The organism is Georgenia phoenicis, from assembly GCF_047302425.1.
In the GTDB taxonomy this organism is placed as follows: domain Bacteria; phylum Actinomycetota; class Actinomycetes; order Actinomycetales; family Actinomycetaceae; genus Oceanitalea.
Genome location: NZ_CP154855.1, coordinates 3,159,390 through 3,177,334 on the forward strand (window position 1 = coordinate 3,159,390; position 17,945 = coordinate 3,177,334).

Sequence of the window (17,945 nt, forward strand, 5' to 3'; positions counted from 1 at the left end):
GGCGATGGTCGGGCGTTCGGTTGAACGCTTGACCATCAGCGTGGAGGTCGGCCGCCGCCGTGTGACCGGGAGGTCGGGGAAAATCTCAGCGCGTGAGAACCGCCGGGCTCGTCGGCGCGAGCGGTGAGACGGCTCAGCGGCCGCCGAAGAGGAGGACGGCGTAGGGGCCGCCCGCGCCCATCGCGTAGCCCACGCCCACGTGGGTGTACCGACCATTGAGCATGTTGGCCCGGTGGACGCTGGAGTTCTTCCACCAGTCGACCATCCAGCTCGTGATGGCGCTGGGGGCCATCGAGGCGCCGCCGGTGTTGCGGACGATGTTCTCCCCCGCGGCGGACCAGCCGGCGCCGATCTGCGAGCGGTAGTTCGGGTTGTGCTGCAGGGTCTGGTTGGCGGCCATCCACTCGGCCCAGCCCTGCGCGACCTGGTCGAGCGTGGGGTCGCTGCCGAGGGTGTGCATGCCGTTCTGGGCCCGGAAGTCGTTGACCATGGCGCCGATCGCGCCACGCTCCCCACCCTGGCCCACGGAGACAGCGGCCGGTGCGGGCGTGGCGGCCGCGCCCCCGCTGGGGGCGTCGGGCGGCGCGGTGCGGGCGGAGGATCGCGCGGCGGCGGCAGCGGCCTCGCGGGCGGCGACGGCCTCCTGCTCGGCCTGCCGGCTGGCGAGGGCCTCGGGGATGGAGGCGATGTCGGTCTTGCTCAGCTCGACGTCGACGTCCATCGGCGCGATCTCGAGCTCGGCGGTCCCGGGAACGGTGACGCCGGGGGCGACGGCCTGCTCGGCCTCGAGCCCGAGGGCGGCGAGATCCGCGCGGGCGGCAGTGGCGTCGTCGTCGTCGACGACGGCGGCCGCCGCGCCTCCGGCGACGAGCACGAGGGCCAGCCCGCCGGCAAGGGTGCTGCGGTAGCGGCGCTGGAGGTCCGGCGCGACGCAGTCGCGGGGTCGGAGCAGCCGGGTGAGGCGCTCGACGGTGCTCGCCGTGCGGTGGGCGTGTCCGGCCACAAATGGCCCCTCTCACTCCCTGGGGCGCACCGGCGCACGGCCGGAGGCTCCACCCGCCGCTCGATCGTCGTCCACGGCAGGTGGCGGGAGGGGAACCGGCCGAGGGTTCCGCGCGGAGGGAGCGCGGGACACCGGCGAGACTAGCCCCGCCGCGGACCCAATGTCACGTTTCGGTCACGGCGTCGTGGCGAACGCCTCAGTGGCGCGGCGGGAGCTGGAGGAGCCCGGCGCGCTCGGCGTGGACGGCCACCTGGACGCGGTTCCGCACCCCGAGCTTGGTCTGGATCGTCGCGAGGTGGGCCTTGACCGTGGCCGGCGAGACGTAGAGCTGGGCGGCGACCTCGGCGTTGCTCAGGCCGTGACCGACAGCGACGGCGACGTCCCGCTCGCGCTCGGTCAGCGCCGCGACCGCCTCCTGCGCCTGCTGCCGGGCCCGCCCGTCACCGCGCTTGGTGAAGTGGTCGAGGACCTGCCGGGTGCTGCGTGGGGAGAGCACGGCGTCACCGGCGACGACGGCCTTCACCGCTCCGATGATCTCCGCCGGGGACGACGACTTGAGGAGGAAGCCCTCGGCCCCCGCCTCGAGGCTGCGGAGCACGGCGTCGTCGACGTCCCAGGTGGTCAGGGAGACGACGTGGGGCGGGCGCGGGAGTGCGCGCACCGCGCGCGTCGCCTCGATGCCGTCGAGCCGTGGCATGCGCAGGTCCATGAGGACGACGTCCGGCGCGTGCCGCTGCACGGCCTCGACGACCTCGTCGCCGTCGCCGGCCTCCCCGACGACCTCGAGCTCCGGGTCGCTGCTGAGGAGCAGGCGCAGTGCGCCCCGCACGAGCGGGTCGTCGTCGACCAGCAGGATCCGGTGGGCGTCGGGCATGCCGTCATCGTAGGCGGCGTGGGTCAGGCACCCGCCTCGCGCCACGGCAGGCGGACGGTGACGCGGAAGGTGCGGCCGTCGTCGTCCAGGCCGTAGGCGAGGTCCCCGCCGAGGAGCTCGACGCGCTCGGCGATCCCCCGCAGCCCCTGCCCTCCCCCGCCGGCCGACGGGCCGGGGACGTAGGGGTTGCGGGAGTCGATGTGCATACCGGTGCTCGGGCCGCCGTGGACGTCGAGGCGCACCGGTCTGCCCTCGGCATGACGGCGGGCGTTGGTGAGGAGCTCCTGGACGATCCGGTAGACGGCCCGGGCCAGTGCCGGGTCCGCGCGCTCGGCGCCGTCGATGAACACGGAGGAGCTCACCGGCAGGCCGGCGTCGACGGTCTCGCCGATCATCGCCGGCAGGTCGACGAGCGAGAGGTCGGGCTCGGCCGGCTCGGTGTCGAGCGGCTCGTTGAGCATGGCGAGCAGGGAGCGCAGGTCCGCCATCGAGCGGGCCGCGCCCTCCCGGACCAGCCGGGCGCTGTCGCGCAGCGGGCCGTCCGCCGGGGCGTGCGCCTCGAGGGCGCCGGCGTGCAGGTTGAGCAGGGAGAGGCGGTGCCCCAGGACGTCGTGCACCTCGCGCCCGATGCGCTCACGCTCGCGCTGGCGGGCGAGCTGGTCGTCGAGGCGGACGGTCATCTGCTCGGCGGCGCTCACCTGGCCGGCGGACACCGCGGCCTCCCGGTGGGCACGGACGGCGAGGCCGGCGCCGACCGCTACCGCCATGCCGAGCCCGAGGAAGAGGGGCGCCACCCACCACCCGAGCGTGACCGCGGCGCCGGGCTCGGCTCCGGCGGGCGCGAGGAAGGTCTTGAGGAGGGACGAGGCCGACGTGCTGCCGGCTGCGTCCCGGACCACGGTGACGCCCGTGGCCACGGCGACGGCCGCCGTCGTCCACCACACGTCGGGACCGCGTCTGCGGGAGACGAGGGAGCCGAGGGCGACGAGCGCCGTCCAGGTCCCCACCGGGAGGACCACCGCGGTGGCGGCGGCCGTGAGGGTCACGGCGTAGGGCGCGCGGTGCCGCCACAGGAGGACCAGCGGAAGACCGAGGGAGACGAAGAAGCCGGTGAGGGCAATGATCGCCGCCCCCTCGTCTGCGCGCTGCCCGGTCTCGGAGAAGACGAAGCTCATCAGCGACATGAACGCGCACAGGGTGCCCCACAGGACGGTGCGCCACCACGGGGCGCGCCGCTCCGGGACCTGCCCACGTCGCTCCATGGGCACACCGTATGCAACGCCTACGACGCTCCGGCACCGCCGACCGGCCAGTCGCAGCGTGGCGCGCCCTGGCCGATCGGTTACCCAACGGTAGGCAGTCGGCCGATGTGGCGACGGGGCCGGGTCGAGTTCGCTGGTGGTCACACGCCCCACCACGCAGGAGGACACGATGAACCACACCGACGGCCAGACCTTCCCCCACGGTCCCGGCGCCTACGCCACCCCCGGGACGCCGCAGGCGCCCGAGCCCCGGAAGCAGCGGAGCTGGTTCGCCCGGCACAAGATCCTCACCGCCGTGCTGGCGGTCGTCGCGCTCTTCGTCGTCGTCGGCGCTCTCGGGGGCGGGGACGACGACGCACCGTCCGCTGGTACGGAGCCGGCGGCCCCGCCTGCGGATGGCGATGCTGCGCCCGCCGACGACGCGGCGCCTGCCGACGAGCAGGAGGAGCCGGCTGCCGCCGAGGCCGGGGTCGGCGACGCGGTCCGGGACGGCAAGTTCGAGTTCACCGTCACGCAGGTCGAGACCGGCGTCAGCGAGGTCGGTGACGAGTTCCTCAACGAGCAGGCCCAGGGGCAGTTCGTGCTGGTGCACCTGACCGTGAGCAACATCGGCGACGAGGCGCAGATGCTCGACGGCAGCAACCAGACCCTCATCGACGACCAGGGCCGCGAGCACTCGGCCAACGGCTCGGCGGCCATCTACCTCGACGGGTCCGACACCTTCCTCAACGACATCAACCCCGGCAACTCGGTCGAGGGGATCGTCGTCTTCGACATCCCCGCCGACGCCCAGCCGACCGCGATCGAGCTGCACGACTCGATGTTCTCCGGCGGCGTCACGGTCAGCCTGGCCGGCTGACGCACAGCCCCGCGGCCCGGAGCCCCCTGTCAGGGCTCCGGGCCGTGGCTACGCCGAGACCGCGCGCTCCACCAGCTCGAGCAGGGCCGCCGCGTAGGCGTCCTCGACGTCGGCGGCCCGGTGGGTGCTCGTGCCGCCGTCGGCGCCCGCGGTGGTGACGACGTACTCGCCGTCGACCCGCTCCATGCTGCGGAAGGTGCCGCCGAGGAAGTCCCGCAGCTGGTCCTCACGCGGGAGCCACAGCGCGTCGTCCTGGTCGACGTTGTCCAACGCCCACTCGGTGGTGCCGTTGAAGTTGAGCACGGTGCCGGTGTCGTAGGTCCGGGCCTCGATGACCATGTGGGAGAGGATGAAGACGTCCTCGGAGAGCTCCTCCGCCTTGATGCGGAACCGGTCGCCGGGCGCGGGGTCCCAGCGCAGGCCGGCCTGTTCGAGCTCGCGGGCGAGGTGGTCGCTGATCATCCACCCAGTGTGCCTACCGCGGCGGCGGGGCGCTCTGCGATGTCCGCCAGCATCTCGGTGAGGGCGAGCGCGTCGAAGGGCGCGCGCACCTTCGCGTCGTTGTCGAAGTAGACGACGACGTCGTGCCCCGCCTCGTACCAGGCCCTCACCTTCGCGGCCCAGGACTGGAGCGCCGGCTCGTCGTAGCCGCTGACGTACAGCTCCGTCGCGCCGTGGAGGCGGACGTAGACGAGCGTGGCGGTGACGTCCTCGAACACGGGCCAGCTCGCGCCGCCGTCGGAGACGACGAGACCGGCGTCGTGCTCCCGCAGCAGCTCGTGGAAGGCGGGATCCGCGTAGCTCTCGTGACGGACTTCCAGGGCGTGGCGGAGCGGACGGTCGGCGTCCGTCGTCGTCCAGGCACGGTTGTCGAGGCGCTCGTCGTGCCGCTCGGCGAGCTGCGCGGCCTGCGTCGTGGTCGTGGGCAGCAGCTCGAGGAAGGCGGCGACCCGGTCGAGGTCGAGCTGCTGTCGGGCGGGCAGCTGCCACAGGAACGGGCCGAGCCGGTCCTCCAGTGCCAGGACACCCGAGGCGAAGAAGTTGGCGAGCGGCACCTCGACGTCCTGCAGCGCCTTGAAGTGGGTGATGAAGCGACCGCCCTTGAGGGCGAAGGTGAATCCGGGCGGGGTGCTCTCACGCCAGCGCACATAGGACTCGGGCCGCTGGAGGGAGTAGAACGAGCCGTTGAGCTCCACCGTGGGGAAGGTCTGTCCGATGTACTCGAGCTCCCGGCGCTGGGCGAGCCCGGACGGGTAGAAGTCCCCGCGCCAGGGCGCGTAGCGCCACCCGGACACGCCGATCCGCACCTCGGCCATGCGAGCGAGTGTATGGAGGGCCAGGCTCGCTTGCTCGCTGGCGAGTGTCCTATTGGACTCTCCACAGGCCCTTGCTATTCGAACGTGTGTTCTATATCATAGTGGCAATGAGGAGGTGACAGGATGGCCGACGAGGAGACCGGGCAGGGCGGCGCAGCGCAACAGCGCCCCGGGTGGCGGATCCTCTCGTTCCGCTGGTCCGACTTCCTCTCTTCGGACTCGTCTAGCCTCGAACCCAAGCCGGCGCGTGAGCGTGCCGGCCGCCCCTCCTCCCCTGAGGTGACGCCCGTTGCCGACCCGCCCGTCGCCGAGCGGGTACAGGTCGCGCTCCCCATGGGCGAGACTCTCCAGCCGCCCACCTGGGCACGGGCCGTGCTGGCCGAGCTGCTGCCCCAGCCCGGGGCCCTGGGTGACTTCCTCGCACCCCTGGAGCCGAGTGAGCGGCTGTCCACGCTGCTGCGGGCCATCGACCCCACCGAGGTCGACGACTTCTCCCTCGTCGAGGTCATCGCCGCCCACAAGCGCATGGAGGCCTGGTCCGCCGCCCAGGCCGCCCGCGCCGCCGCGGTCCTCGCCGAACGCGACTCCCTCAACCCCACCTGGCCGAGTGACACCCCCGGCCACACCCGCGGTGAGTCGGTCGTGGGCCAGGAGCTGTCCATGCGGCTCCGAATCACCAAACAGGCCGCCACCAAGATGGCCGCCTGCGGACGCGCCTTCGACGGGATGTTCGAGCCCACCGGTGAGCTCCTCGAGCGCGGCCTCATCGACTGGCCCCGCGCCCAGGCCATCATCACCACCCTGACCAAGCTGCCCGCCGAGGTCGCCCTCGCCGCCCAGTGGGACGTCCTGCCCAAAGCACCCGGCCGCACCCTGCGCCAGGTCCAGCAGGACCTGGAAAAGGCCGTCATCGCCGTGGACCCCGACTCCGCCGACCAGCGCCACATCGCCGCCCGCCAGCAACGCTGCGTCTACCGCCCCCGCCCCCTGCCCGACGGCATGGCCATCCTCTCCGCCCGCCTCCCCGCCGCCGACGCCATCGCCATGGACCTCGCCCTGGACGCCTCCGCCCGCGCAGCCAAACACAACGGCGACGCCCGCACCCTGGACCAGCTGCGCGCCGACAGCCTCGCCCTCATGGCCCACACCGCCCTGACCCTGGGCTACATCGGCCCCCACGCCAACCACCACTGCCCCTGCGGCTGCCAGGACCACACCGCACAGGCCGGCACAGCCACACAGCCCTCCGCCGACGACTCGCGACCGCAGCCCTCGGACACGGCGTCCTTGACTGCCGAGCCCTCGGAGAACGCGACACCGCCAACCGTCACTGACGCACCGAGCACCGCAGACGCGCCGCCTTCGGATCTCGTCCCGCTGACATCGGCGGACGCGCCCCCTTCGGATCCCGCCCCACTGACGGCTGCGAACACACCGCCGCCGGATCCCGCCCCGCTGACTACCGTGGACACACCGTCGACGGATCCCGCCCCGCTGCCGACCGCGGACGCACCGCCGCCGGACATCGCGGACTCGACGCCCTCGGATACAGAACCGCCAAGCGCCGCTGACGCATCTCCACTGGACCAGGCATCACCGTCTGGCCTGGCAGCACCGCCCGGCAACCCGCCGCCGCCTGCCGGGGATCCAGCTCCACCGGCCACCCCCGCTCCACGACGCGTGGTCGACGGTCCACCTCTGCCCGGTCACCGGCTCCCCGGCGGAGCTCTGCCCACCATCCGGGTCGGCATGATCGGCGGCGGACGCGCCGACATCGGCGTCCTGATCCCCCTCAACGTCCTACAGCCCCAACCCCGCCAGCCCGGTGTCACCGCCCTGGACCGCGACCCCGAACCCGTCGCCGAGCTCGACGGCTACGGACCCATCCCACCCATCATCGCCCGCGCCCTCGCCACCGGCGGCACCTGGCGCCGCCTGCTCACCGACCCCGCCACCGGCCAGGTCCTGGACGTCGGACGCACCCGCTACCAACCACCCGCCGCGATCGCCGACCACGTCCGCCACCGCGACCGCACCTGCATCGTCCCCGGCTGCACCCACCCCGCCCGCACCGCCGACCTCGACCACATCCACGAATGGCACCACGGCGGAACCACCTCCGCCGACAACCTCGGCCCCCAGTGCACCACCGACCACCGCGCCAAAACCATCGGCGCCCTCACCGTCGCCTACGCCACCGACCGCACCTACGCCTGGACCACCCCCACCGGCCACGGCTACCTCCGCCGCCCCGACGGCACCACCATCCCCCTCCCCCGCCACACCGCAACAAAGCTCCGCCAGCTCGTCAAGAACTCCGAACGCCACAACCGGCCCGTCGACCCCGCCACCATCGACACCATCCTCGCGGCCATCTCCATCGGCGAGGACCCCCTCGCCCACTGGGCAGAGGACACCGCACCGACGGAGCAGGCACCGAAGCCAGAGGTCGCCTGGGCCACAGCCGCACCGCCCTTCTAGCGACAGCAGCGATGAGTTCCGCAGGTGTCGCTGGTCGGTAGCGGCAGTGCGCCACCCCTGGCCACCGCCAGCACTTTCGACAGGAGAGCACGATGACCACGACGACCGTCGAGACCCGCACCCTGGACGTCCCGGGCGCCACCCTCACCTACGACGTCCGCGGGCCTCTTCCGACCGCCGACGGCGCTCCCCCGCTCGTCCTCATCGGCCAGCCCATGGACGCCGTCGGCTTCACGACGCTCGCCTCGTACTTCCCGGACCGGACGGTCGTCACCTACGACCCCCGCGGGCTGGGCCGCAGCGTGCGCCACGACGGCAGCGAGATCCAGACGCCCGAGCAGCAGGCCGACGACGTCCACCGTGTCATCTCCGCGCTGGGCGCCGGCCCGGTCGACCTCCTCGGCAGCAGCGGCGGTGCCGTGACGGCGCTGTGCCTCACGGAGACCTTCCCCGAGGACGTCCGGACCGTCGTCGCCCACGAGCCGCCGGCCCTGCTCCTGCTGCCGGACGCGGACCGCGCGCTGGGGGCGTGGGGCCGGGTCATGTCGGTGTACGAGGAGCGCGGCTGGGGCTGGGGCATGGCCGCCTTCATCGCGACGACCTCCTGGCAGGGCGAGTTCCCCGAGGACTTCGGCACGGACTTCCCGGACCCCGCCATGTTCGGCATGCCCAGCGAGGACGACGGCTCACGGGACGACCCGCTCCTGTCCGGCGTTGCACTGGGGATCATCCGCTACCAGCCGGACATCGCCGCCCTCAAGGCCTCCGGGGCTCGAGTCGTACCCGCCGCCGGCATCGAGAGCAACGGGATGGTGACGTGGCGGACGACGGCGTCGCTCGCCGAGCAGCTCGGCGTCGAGCTCGCGGTCTTCCCGAGCGGCCACAGCGGCTTCATGGGCGGCGAGTACGGCCAGACGGGCGAACCGGAGGCCTTCGCCGCCAAGCTGCGCGAGGTGCTCGCGAGCTAGCCCGTCGCTCAGAGCGTGCGGTGCATGATGTGCAGGCCGACGAGCCCGTGGCGCGGGTGGTCGAAGGCCTCGGGCACCGTCGCCAGCACGGCGAAGCCGAGTGACCTCCACAGCCCGACCGCACGCTCGTTGGTCTCGACAACGGCGTTGAACTGCATCGCCCGGTAGCCGTCCGCGCGAGCAGCCTCGAGGACGGCGTGGGCGAGGGCACGACCGACGCCTCGCCCGCCGGCCTCGGGGGCGACGACGAAGCTCGCGTTGGCGATGTGCGCCCCCGCGCCGGGGTGGTTGGGCAGGTACCTGGCGGTGCCGAGCACGGTGCCGTCGGCGCCGACGGCGACGAGCACGGCGGCACCGGCGGTCCATGCCTCCCGGGCGTCGGCCTCGCTGATGTCCCGGGGGTAGGTATAGGTCTCGCCCGCACGCAGCACGGGCTCGAGGGCGCGCCAGATGCCGGGCCAGTCCTCCGAGGTGGCCGGACGCACGAGGATCTCGTCGCTCATGGGGACGAGGGTAGGTCGGCGACCGGGCGGGCGCGGACCCCCTTCCCTCCCCGCCCGGGCTCGGGCACCATGGGAAGGACCGGCAGTGCCGTCGCTGCCGACGGAGGTGAGCGAGATGTCTGTCCAGCCAGGGGACCGGATCGTCGTCCACGCCACACACGTGGGCGGCCGCGAGCGTGAGGGGGAGGTCGTCGCGGCCCGCGGCCCCGACGGCGGCCCGCCGTACCTCGTGCGATGGGGCGACTCGGGGACCGAGTCGCTGTTCTTCCCGGGCTCCGACACCGTCGTGCGTCACGGCGGGGCCGGGGAACGGGTCTCCGCAGACACCTGACCGCAAGGTGCCCGGACATGCCGAAGGCCGCCTCCTGGGAGGCGGCCTTCGGGCACAGGGATGGTGGAGATGGCGGGAATCGAACCCGCGTCCGACGGCGTGGAACCAGAGCTTCTCCGGGTGCAGTCTGCTGCGATTTTCTCGGCCCCAGCTGTCACGCAGACAAGCAGCTGACGGGCTCAGTCATCTAGAAGTCCCCGTAACCCCGATGACGAGGGCTACGAGCAGTGGCTCTCTAGCTGACGCCAGGAACCGGGTCGAGAGCTAGCCCGGGCTGACGGACTTCGAGGCTCGCTCAGGCGGCGAGGGCGAAGTCGGTGCGCTTGGAATCGGCACCTATTGGTTTGCAGAGGGCGTTATCGAGATAACTCTGCATCCTCGACCCGCTTCCTCTGGCACGACGACCGTCGTCGAAACCGATCATCCCCTGTGGAGTTGTCAACCACCGGCCGGAGCCGGCGCATCCATCATACGTCCCAACCGGGACCTGGTCAGGTCTATTCCCGGCCGGTGGTTGGCGGGCCGCTACTTCTTGCGCGAGGTGAGCGCGTCGACGACGAGCCCGAGCCCGATCCCGAGCAGCCACACGTCCTTGGCCAGCCCCGTGCCGTCGCTCGTGGGACGGATGCCGTCGGCCTCGGTCATCCCCGGGGTCTTGAGGTACATGCGCACCAGGCCCGCGGAGAACGCGGTCAGGCCCAGGCCGGCGAGCGCGCTCGGCACGACGGGCAGCAGCAGGGCGGCGCCGAGCGCGATCTCCCCGGTGCTCACGAGCTTGCCGAAGTCCTTCGGGGACATGTCCTTGAGCTGCGGGACGCCGTTGACAGCCATCGCCTGCAGCCCGGCGGCGGACTCCTCGTCGAGGCCGCGCTTGTTCAGCCCGGAGTTGAGGATGAAGGCCCCCGCGGCGAGGCGCGGCGGCACGTGACGAAGCTTGATCCCCATGGTGGTCTTCCCTTTGCTCGGTGCGGTACGGGTCCAGATCCCCATTGTCCGCCAGACCTCCCGGCCGCGCGCTACCAGCTGCCGCCGCCCATGCCGCCGCCCCCGCCGCCCACCGAGCCGGAGAAGCCCGAGCTGCTGCTGGAGCCGGCCGTGCTGACGGCGGAGGACGCCGCCTCGGCGAAGGCGCCCACCGACCCGGCGAACAGTGCCGGCTGGGTCCACCAGAGGACACCCGCGTTGACCGGCACGTACCAGTCCGGCTCGCTCACCTGACCGCGGGCCGCGACGTCCGCGAGGATCTGCGCCCACCGCTCGGTGAGCCCGAAGACGATCGCGTAGGGCAGGTAGCGCGAGAAGACGTCCTGCCCCTCCTCGAAGCGGATCTGCTCCGCCTCGGCGGTCGCGAGGTACTGACGGAAGCCGAGTGTCTGCGCGAGCACCGCCGTGCCCGCAGCCGTCCGCGCCGGGACGGCGAAGGCGACGACGGCGACCACCAGGCCGACGACGAGCAGCGGGATGCCGAGCACCGCGGGCCACCGCAGCAGGACGAGGGCGAGTGTGACGAGCATCCCCAGCCCCACCAGCCCGAGCCCGCCGACGAGCCAGCGGTTGCGCACCGCGAGCGGCGACCCGCGGAACCAGCCGCGCTCGGTGACGGTGCGGTACAGCGCCTCCTGCGTCCTGGCGACGGCGGTGGCGTAGTCGGCGCCCAGGTCCGAGAGCGTCACCGCCTTCCCCTCCGGCATGAGCGCGTCGAGGAGCTCGCGCTCGTAGGCCTCGAGCCCCTCCGACCAGTCGCGCAGCGGGACGAGCCGCCAGTCGCTCACGTCGTCGTCCTTCTCCGGCGCGACCTCCTCGATGCGGAGGTAGCCGCGCACGGCGAGGTCGACGAGCGTGGCCGAGACGTCGCGGAGGTCGGCGTACTCGTCGTGGAGGGTGCCGACCTCACCGGGCCGGACGTCGTCGGGCGGGGTGAAGCGCACGGCGACGGGCTGACGGCGGCGCACCTTCCCGACGGTGCCCGCTCCCCCGTCCGCGGCGACGAGCCCGGGCGTGAGGTCGAGGTAGGCCTCGTCGCGTCCGCGCCGCGAGGCGACGACGACGGCGGCACCCGCTCCCAGCACCGTGGCCAGTCCCGCCGCGCCACCGGTGAGCCCGTCGATCTGGAAGGTGTTGGACCAGGTACGGCGCGGCTCGTAGACCGGCTTGGCGTCGACGAGCGTGCCGGCGGGCCAGCCGACCGCCACGCTCAGCCCCTCGCCCTCGTCGAGGCGCCCGTGGAAGAAGTCGACGCGCTCCCCGCGAGCCTGGCCGTCGCCGTCGCACGCGGTGTCCGAGCCGGTCCGCCCCACGTAGCACCCGCCGACCTCGGTGGGGACCGGGCCGGTGATCGAGACGGTGATGTCCTCGATGGGGATGTCGAAGCCGCCGGGGGCGACGACGTTCCAGTACAGCTCGTCGCGGACGGTGCCGTCGGGGCCGGTGACCTCCGGGTTGGGCAGCCCGTCCACGGTGTAGGTGATGCGGTAGTCGTGGGCGCCGGTGACCTCGACGTCCTCGTCGCCGATGTAGAGCTGGACGGCGCCGCCGTCCCGCTCCACCCGCACGTCCGCGGGCGCGCCGGTGGGCGACTCGGCGGTGACGTCACTGACCGTCAGCCGGCGGTACCTGTCGGGGTCGTCGGCGATCTCCTGCAGCTCGGCGAGGACGAGGAACGGGCCGTGCGCCTCGTCGTCGCCGAAGTCGTAGGTGAGGTCGAGCTCGACGCCCACCGTGCCGCCGTCGGCGTCGACGGTGGCGGCGACGTCGAGGCGGGAGATGTGCCCCACGGAGTCGTCCGCGCGGGCGGGCGGGGCGAGCAGCGTGAGGGTGAGCAGGCCGAGAAGGAGGCCGAGGGCGAGGACGGACGCGCCGCGGCGCACCAGGCTCATCGGTTGGTGCGCAGGCTCATGGCCCGCTGGGCCTCACGCTGGTCCTGCTGCTCGCGCAGCGCGTGGCGCTTGTCGTACTCCTTCTTGCCTCGGGCCAGGGCGACGAGCACCTTGGCACGCCCGCGGATGAAGTAGAGCTCGAGCGGCACGACCGTGTGGCCCTTGTCCTTGCTCTTGCCCACGAGCTTGTCCAGCTCCGCGCGGTGCAGCAGGAGCTTGCGCTTGCGTCGCACCGAGTGGTTGGTCCACGTGCCCTGGCTGTACTCCGGGATGTGGACACCCTGGAGCCAGGCCTCGCCGCGGTCGAACTCGACCCAGCCGTCCACGAGGGAGGCGCGGCCCATGCGCAGCGACTTCACCTCGGTGCCCGTGAGGACGAGCCCCGCCTCGAAGGTCTCGTCGATGTGGTAGTCGTACCGGGCCTTCTTGTTGCGGGCCACCACGGTGCGCTTGTCCGCCTCGGCCTTGGCCTTCTCAGCCGCAGTGGGCTTGCGTGGCTTGGTCGGGGACACCGGGGCTCCTTCTGCTGGGTGGTTCGCGCGCGGCCGGGCCGCGGCGTTCCAGCGTAGTCCAGCGGCGGGCCCGCCGTCGTCGTCATTCCGGCGGCCCAGCCACCCGCCAGGGTCGTTCGGCCCAGGGCGGACAGGGACGGGGGCGCGAGGATGGTCGCTGGAAGGGGGAGATCGGCCATGAGTCAGCAGGTGCTCAGCAGTCCCCACGCGGTCGGCACGGCCGTGACCGCCGTCGCGCGCGTCATCGGGTCCCCCGGGCCCGCCGCCTTCGACCGGCTCCACGAGGTCAACTGGCCGGTGCACGACCCGGAGTCCCTGCGCGGCGTCGCGCTGCTCGCCGAGTCGCGCCTCTCCGCCGAGCAGCCCGAGCGGCTGCTCGCCGACCACCAGCGCCTCTTCCTCGGCGGCCCCGGCCGCCCGCCGGTCGCGCCGCTCGCCGCGCCCGACCTCGTCGCACCGGACCTCGCCGGGCTGCTGGCCCGGGTCGCCGTCACCGGGCCCCCCGACCTCACCGCCGCGCTGCGCGCCTGGGCCGCGCTGCTCGAGCTCCCGCCGGGCCGCGAGGACCAGGCCGCGCGCCACGCGCTCGTCCACGACCACCTGCTCACCTGGGGCGCGCGCTGCCTCAGCCGGGTGCAGCTGGGCGCACAGAGCTTCTGCTTCCAGGGCGTGGCCACGCTCGGCCTCGGGCTGCTGCGATACGCCGCCGCGCAGCAGTAGGGCTCAGGGCAGCTCGAGCACGAGCTTGCCGAAGACGTCCCCGCGGTGCAGCCGCTCGAAGGCGCGCGCCGCCTCCGCGAGAGGCAGGACCTCGTCGACCAGCGGCCGGGCACCGGAGGCGACGAGCATGGACGTGAGCCACGTCAGCTCCTCGAGCGTGCCCATCGTCGAGCCGACGACCCGCACGCTGCGGAAGAAGACCCGGTTGAGCTCGGCGGGCGGCATGGCCCCGCTCGTCGCGCCGGCCACCGCGATCGTCCCGCCGGGCCGCAGCACGCGAAGCGAGTGCGCCCACGTTGCCTCCCCCACCGTCTCGACGACGGCGTCGACCTGGCCCGGCAGCCGCGCCCCGCTGGGGAAGACGGCGTGCGCGCCGAGCTCGCGGGCCCGCTCGTTGCGGGCCTCGTCGCGGCCGCACACCCACACCTGCAGGCCGGCCGCGCGGCCGAGGATCACCGCGGCCGTCGCCACCCCGCCCCCGGCGCCCTGGACGAGCACCCGCTGGCCCGGGCGCAGTCCCGCGGCGGTGAACAGCAGCCGGTAGGCGGTGAGGTAGGCAGTGGGGAGGCTCGCGGCCTCCGCCCAGCTGAGCTCCGCGGGCTTGGGCACGAGATTGCCCGGCGGCACCCACACGGTCTGCGCCAGCGTGCCCGGGTACTTCTCCGACAGGAGCGTGCGCGCGGGGTCGAGCGTCTCGTCGCCGCGCCACAGTGGGTCGCCGACGACGGCGTGGACGATCACCTCCCGCCCGTCGGGGTCGGTGCCGGCGGCGTCGCAGCCGAGGACCATCGGGAGCCGGTCGGCGGGCAGGCCGACCCCGCGCAGCGACCACAGGTCGTGGTGGTTGAGGGCGGTCGCGCGTACCCGCACCGGCACCCAGCCGGGGTGCGGCGGACCTGGATCGGCGACCTCGCCCACGACGAGCCCGCTCAGCGGGTTCTCGGTGTCCTGACCGGCGGCGTAGGCGGCGAGCATGGACCCAGCCTGCCACGCCGTCGTCGTCCACCGCGTCTCACGCGGGTGGCGAGGATGTGGGACGATGGTTCGCTGTACCCACCCGGAACGGGTGCTCGATCGTCAGGGAGTCAACATGAGCAAGCGCGGACGCAAGCGCAAGGCACGCGCCAAGAGCGGTGCGAACCACGGCAAGCGCCCCAACAGCTGAGGCTGGCAAGGGGAAAGGGTCGGCCCGGGTGGCCGGCCCTTTCGCATGCCCGGGCCCGGGCGACTCAGACGGCGGAGCCGCCCGAGCGCAGCACGCTGATCTGCGTGATGACGCGCATGCGCAGCGTCGACGGCGCGATCTCCTGGCACGAGCGGCGCAGGAGCAGCCGCACGCGGGTCTCGGCGTCGGTCGCCTCGCGGCAGGTGGGGCACTCGTCGAGGTGACGGCGCAGCCGCTCGCGGTCGTGCTCGTTCATCTCGGAGTCGACGAACTCGAAGAGGTGCTCGAGGAGCTCCTCGCAGCGGCAGGCGTCGATGTCCTGGAGCGGGTCGGTGTGCTCGGTCACTTTGTCGCCTCGGTCCTCATGCCCAGCTCGCGGGCGTGGTCGGCGAGCCGCTCGCGCAGCTGGCGGCGGCCTCGGTGCAGCCGCGACATGACGGTCCCGATGGGGGTCGACATGATCTCGGCGATCTCCTTGTAGGCGAAGCCCTCGACGTCGGCGAGGTAGACGGCGATGCGGAAGTCCTCCGGCAGCTCCATGAGCGCGTCCCTGATCTCGGAGTCCGGGAGCCGGTCCATCGCCTCCATCTCCGCCGAGCGCAAGCCCTGGGAGGTGTGGGAGGCAGCGCGGGCGATCTGCCAGTCCTCGACGCTGTCCGCGTCGGACTGCAGGGGCTGGCGCTGCTTCTTGCGGTACGTGTTGATGAAGGTGTTCGTGAGGATGCGGTACAGCCAGGCCTTGAGGTTCGTGCCCGGGCGGTACTGGTGGAAGGCGGCGTAGGCCTTGGTGAAGGCCTCCTGGACGAGGTCCTCGGCGTCCGCCGGGTTGCGCGTCATCCGCATGGCCGCGCCGTAGAGCTGGTCGAGGTAGGGCAGCGCGTCCGCCTCGAAGCGCGCGGCTCGTTCCGCGTCACTCTCCGTCTCGGGTGCGCGGTCCAGGTCTCGGTCCTCGGTCATCACCCACGAGCCTAGTCCGCCGGGCCCCGGACCGCGGGTCAGGAGCCGGTCCGCGGACTGGTCGAGGGCAGTGGTCACGCAGGTCATGCCGGGTGCAACCGACGAGGGGCGCCGGACATTCCACGGCCCACCGAACACGGTGACCCGCACCACTCGCCGCGACGAGAAGATTGCGGTAGCAATGGTCCATGAGCATCTCCCGCCGCCTCGCCCGCCCGCTGCTCGCCTCGTCCTTCGTCGCCACCGGGGTCGACGCGCTCATGCACCCGGACTCGCACGTCGAGCGCTTCCGCAAGGTCGAACCGGCCCTCGAGAAGGCGGGCATCCCGCCGTCCATCGCCTCCGACACCCGCCTGCTCGTCCGGGTGAGCGGCGGCATCACCGCGGTCGCCGGCCTCATGCTGGCCACCAACCGCCGTCCCCGCACCGCCGCGCTCACCCTCGCCGCGATGACCGTGCCGGTCACCCTGGTCAACAACCCCTTCTGGACGGCGACCAGCCGCGAGCGCAAGAAGGAGATGCGCCGCGGCCTGCTCACCGGCGCCAGCCTCGTGGGCGGCCTGCTCATCGCCGGCCTCGACCGGGACGGCAAGCCCTCCCTCGCCTGGCGCGCGAGCAACACCCGCGGCCACAAGGCCAAGATGCGGGAGGTCCGGGCGGCGGCCAAGGAGACCAAGGCCGACCTCAAGGCGAAGCTCAGCTGACCACACCACCCGCCGCTCGCCCGGGCCCAGGGCCTGGGCGAGCCGACGTGCCCGCTACCCTCGAGGGCATGTCAACCCAGACCACGTCCGAGCTCGCCTGGCCGGCCCCCGTGGCCGCCGGCCCGCTCGACGCCGTCGTCCCGGTCCCCGGCTCGAAGTCCCTGACCAACCGTTACCTCCTGCTCGCGGCCCTGGCCGCGGAGCCCACCCAGCTGCGCCGGCCACTGCACTCGCGCGACTCCGTGCTCATGGTCGAGGCGCTGCGGGCGCTCGGCGTGCGCGTGGAGCACGTCGACGCGGACGGCCGCCCCGACGCGAACGGCGCCGACCTCCTCATCGACCCCGCGCCGCTGCGCGGCCCCGCGCAGGTGGACTGCGGGCTGGCGGGCACCGTCATGCGCTTCGTGCCCGCGCTCGCCGCCCTGGCCGACGGCACCGTGACCTTCGACGGCGACCCGCGCGCCCGCGAGCGCCCGATGGGCCCGCTCATCGAGGCGCTGCGCGACCTCGGTGCGCAGGTCGACGACGACGGCCGCGGCGCGCTGCCCTTCACCGTCCACGGCACCGGCGGCCTGCCCGGCGGCGTCGTCGAGGTCGATGCCAGCGCATCCAGCCAGTTCGTCTCCGGCCTCCTCCTCGTCGCCCCGCACCTCGAGCAGGGCCTGGACCTGCGGCGCGTCGGCCCGATGCCGAGCCAGCCGCACGCCGCGATGACCGTCGAGGTGCTGCGCGAGCGCGGCGTCGTCGTCGACGTCACCCTCGGCGACGACGGCGAGCCCGCCCGCTGGTTCGTCCACCCCGGTCCCGTCGCGGGCGGCCTGGTCCCGGTGGAGCCGGACCTGTCCAACGCCGGTCCCTTCCTCGCCGCCGCGCTCGTCGCGGGCGGCAAGGTGCGCGTGCCCGGGTGGCCCACCCACACCACCCAGGCCGGTGACCGGCTGCGCGAGCTGCTCGTGCGGATGGGTGCCTCGGTCGAGCTCGGCCCGGCCGGCCTCACGGTCGCGGGCACCGGGGCCATCGACCCCGTCGACGTCGACCTGCACGACGCCGGTGAGCTCACCCCCACCGTCGCCGCCCTGTGCACGCTCGCCGACGGGCCCAGCCGCCTGCGCGGCGTCGCCCACCTGCGCGGGCACGAGACCGACCGCCTTGCCGCGCTCGTCACCGAGATCAACCGGCTCGGCGGCCACGCCCGCGAGACGGAGGACGGCCTGGAGATCGAGCCCGGCACCCTGCGCGGCGCCCGGCTGGAGACCTACCACGACCACCGGATGGCGACCTTCGCCGCCGTCGTCGGCCTGCGCGTGCCCGGCACGGAGGTCGTCGACGTCGCGACGACCGCCAAGACCCTGCCCGACTTCACCCGCATGTGGACCGACATGGTCGCGACGGGCGGACGCGGCTGAGGGAGGGG

Annotated in this window: 20 protein-coding genes and 1 other RNA gene; 8 read left to right on the forward strand and 13 right to left on the reverse strand. The window is 73.3% G+C overall.

Annotated elements, in window-relative coordinates; translation table 11 throughout:
• Positions 1 to 133 precede the first annotated feature (133 nt).
• From AA0005_RS15045 to AA0005_RS15055, 3 genes are all read right to left on the reverse strand, one after another.
• On the reverse strand, positions 134 to 1,003 hold the full coding sequence (locus tag AA0005_RS15045) for a CAP domain-containing protein (protein WP_413450942.1): 870 nt from the start codon (positions 1,001 to 1,003) through the stop codon (positions 134 to 136).
• 196 nt (positions 1,004 to 1,199) lie between these two features.
• Entirely contained in the window at positions 1,200 to 1,877 is a 678-nt protein-coding gene (locus tag AA0005_RS15050) for a response regulator (protein ID WP_413450943.1), read from the reverse strand.
• A gap of 23 nt (positions 1,878 to 1,900) precedes the next feature.
• Positions 1,901 to 3,139, reverse strand: a complete 1,239-nt coding sequence (locus AA0005_RS15055; RefSeq protein ID WP_413450944.1) for a sensor histidine kinase — start codon at positions 3,137 to 3,139, stop codon at positions 1,901 to 1,903.
• A 169-nt stretch (positions 3,140 to 3,308) separates the two neighbouring features.
• On the opposite strand from AA0005_RS15055, the gene AA0005_RS15060 reads away from it, so the two are divergent.
• Positions 3,309 to 3,998, forward strand: a complete 690-nt coding sequence (locus AA0005_RS15060; protein WP_413450945.1) for a DUF4352 domain-containing protein — start codon at positions 3,309 to 3,311, stop codon at positions 3,996 to 3,998.
• A 48-nt stretch (positions 3,999 to 4,046) separates the two neighbouring features.
• On the opposite strand, the gene AA0005_RS15065 is transcribed toward AA0005_RS15060, so the two are convergent.
• Together AA0005_RS15065 and AA0005_RS15070 are read right to left on the reverse strand one after the other, a co-directional pair.
• Positions 4,047 to 4,460, reverse strand: a complete 414-nt coding sequence (locus AA0005_RS15065; protein WP_413450946.1) for a pilus assembly protein CpaE — start codon at positions 4,458 to 4,460, stop codon at positions 4,047 to 4,049.
• The gene (locus AA0005_RS15070; RefSeq protein ID WP_413450947.1) at positions 4,457 to 5,314 is read right to left on the reverse strand and encodes a DUF72 domain-containing protein; all 858 of its coding nucleotides are present in this window, start codon (positions 5,312 to 5,314) and stop codon (positions 4,457 to 4,459) included. Before AA0005_RS15070 ends, AA0005_RS15065 begins: the two co-directional genes overlap by 4 nt.
• 279 nt (positions 5,315 to 5,593) lie before the next feature.
• On the opposite strand from AA0005_RS15070, the gene AA0005_RS15075 reads away from it, so the two are divergent.
• Together AA0005_RS15075 and AA0005_RS15080 are read left to right on the forward strand one after the other, a co-directional pair.
• Positions 5,594 to 7,795, forward strand: a complete 2,202-nt coding sequence (locus tag AA0005_RS15075) for a DUF222 domain-containing protein (RefSeq protein ID WP_413450948.1) — start codon at positions 5,594 to 5,596, stop codon at positions 7,793 to 7,795.
• Positions 7,796 to 7,887: 92 nt separating this feature from the next.
• Positions 7,888 to 8,763 (forward strand): alpha/beta fold hydrolase, encoded by an 876-nt coding sequence (locus tag AA0005_RS15080; protein WP_413450949.1) that lies wholly within the window; start codon positions 7,888 to 7,890, stop codon positions 8,761 to 8,763.
• An 8-nt stretch (positions 8,764 to 8,771) separates the two neighbouring features.
• Here the strand turns inward: AA0005_RS15080 and AA0005_RS15085 are convergent, their stop codons facing one another.
• Complete coding sequence (locus AA0005_RS15085) at positions 8,772 to 9,266, reverse strand: N-acetyltransferase family protein (protein WP_413450950.1); 495 nt, start codon at positions 9,264 to 9,266, stop codon at positions 8,772 to 8,774.
• Between the two features lie 115 nt (positions 9,267 to 9,381).
• Here AA0005_RS15085 and AA0005_RS15090 point away from each other — a divergent pair, with 115 nt between their 5' ends.
• Complete coding sequence (locus AA0005_RS15090; protein ID WP_413450951.1) at positions 9,382 to 9,597, forward strand: DUF1918 domain-containing protein; 216 nt, start codon at positions 9,382 to 9,384, stop codon at positions 9,595 to 9,597.
• 61 nt (positions 9,598 to 9,658) lie between these two features.
• Here the strand turns inward: AA0005_RS15090 and ssrA are convergent.
• From ssrA to smpB, 4 genes are all read right to left on the reverse strand, one after another.
• Positions 9,659 to 10,025: a transfer-messenger RNA gene (ssrA, locus tag AA0005_RS15095) on the reverse strand.
• Between the two features lie 97 nt (positions 10,026 to 10,122).
• Complete coding sequence (locus AA0005_RS15100; RefSeq protein WP_413450952.1) at positions 10,123 to 10,542, reverse strand: hypothetical protein; 420 nt, start codon at positions 10,540 to 10,542, stop codon at positions 10,123 to 10,125.
• A gap of 71 nt (positions 10,543 to 10,613) precedes the next feature.
• Positions 10,614 to 12,473, reverse strand: coding sequence for a DUF2207 domain-containing protein (locus AA0005_RS15105; RefSeq protein WP_413450953.1), 1,860 nt, complete (start codon positions 12,471 to 12,473; stop codon positions 10,614 to 10,616).
• Positions 12,470 to 12,985 (reverse strand): SsrA-binding protein SmpB, encoded by a 516-nt coding sequence (smpB, locus tag AA0005_RS15110; protein ID WP_413450954.1) that lies wholly within the window; start codon positions 12,983 to 12,985, stop codon positions 12,470 to 12,472. Before smpB ends, AA0005_RS15105 begins: the two co-directional genes overlap by 4 nt.
• 177 nt (positions 12,986 to 13,162) lie before the next feature.
• Between smpB and AA0005_RS15115 the strand changes: the two genes are divergently transcribed.
• On the forward strand, positions 13,163 to 13,705 hold the full coding sequence (locus AA0005_RS15115; protein WP_413450955.1) for a hypothetical protein: 543 nt from the start codon (positions 13,163 to 13,165) through the stop codon (positions 13,703 to 13,705).
• 3 nt (positions 13,706 to 13,708) lie between these two features.
• Here the strand turns inward: AA0005_RS15115 and AA0005_RS15120 are convergent, their stop codons facing one another.
• Positions 13,709 to 14,680: a zinc-binding dehydrogenase gene (locus AA0005_RS15120; RefSeq protein ID WP_413450956.1), complete on the reverse strand. Its 972-nt coding sequence runs from the start codon at positions 14,678 to 14,680 to the stop codon at positions 13,709 to 13,711.
• Positions 14,681 to 14,795: 115 nt separating this feature from the next.
• Between AA0005_RS15120 and AA0005_RS15125 the strand changes: the two genes are divergently transcribed.
• The gene (locus tag AA0005_RS15125) at positions 14,796 to 14,870 is read left to right on the forward strand and encodes a 50S ribosomal protein bL37 (protein WP_372435141.1); all 75 of its coding nucleotides are present in this window, start codon (positions 14,796 to 14,798) and stop codon (positions 14,868 to 14,870) included.
• Positions 14,871 to 14,934: 64 nt separating this feature from the next.
• Here the strand turns inward: AA0005_RS15125 and rsrA are convergent, their stop codons facing one another.
• Together rsrA and AA0005_RS15135 are read right to left on the reverse strand one after the other, a co-directional pair.
• Positions 14,935 to 15,216 (reverse strand): mycothiol system anti-sigma-R factor, encoded by a 282-nt coding sequence (gene rsrA / locus AA0005_RS15130; protein WP_413450957.1) that lies wholly within the window; start codon positions 15,214 to 15,216, stop codon positions 14,935 to 14,937.
• On the reverse strand, positions 15,213 to 15,914 hold the full coding sequence (locus AA0005_RS15135) for a sigma-70 family RNA polymerase sigma factor (protein WP_413450958.1): 702 nt from the start codon (positions 15,912 to 15,914) through the stop codon (positions 15,213 to 15,215). Before AA0005_RS15135 ends, rsrA begins: the two co-directional genes overlap by 4 nt.
• A 101-nt stretch (positions 15,915 to 16,015) precedes the next feature.
• Between AA0005_RS15135 and AA0005_RS15140 the strand changes: the two genes are divergently transcribed.
• Complete coding sequence (locus AA0005_RS15140; RefSeq protein ID WP_413450959.1) at positions 16,016 to 16,531, forward strand: DoxX family protein; 516 nt, start codon at positions 16,016 to 16,018, stop codon at positions 16,529 to 16,531.
• A 68-nt stretch (positions 16,532 to 16,599) separates the two neighbouring features.
• Complete coding sequence (aroA, locus tag AA0005_RS15145; RefSeq protein WP_413450960.1) at positions 16,600 to 17,937, forward strand: 3-phosphoshikimate 1-carboxyvinyltransferase; 1,338 nt, start codon at positions 16,600 to 16,602, stop codon at positions 17,935 to 17,937.
• Positions 17,938 to 17,945: the final 8 nt, after the last annotated feature.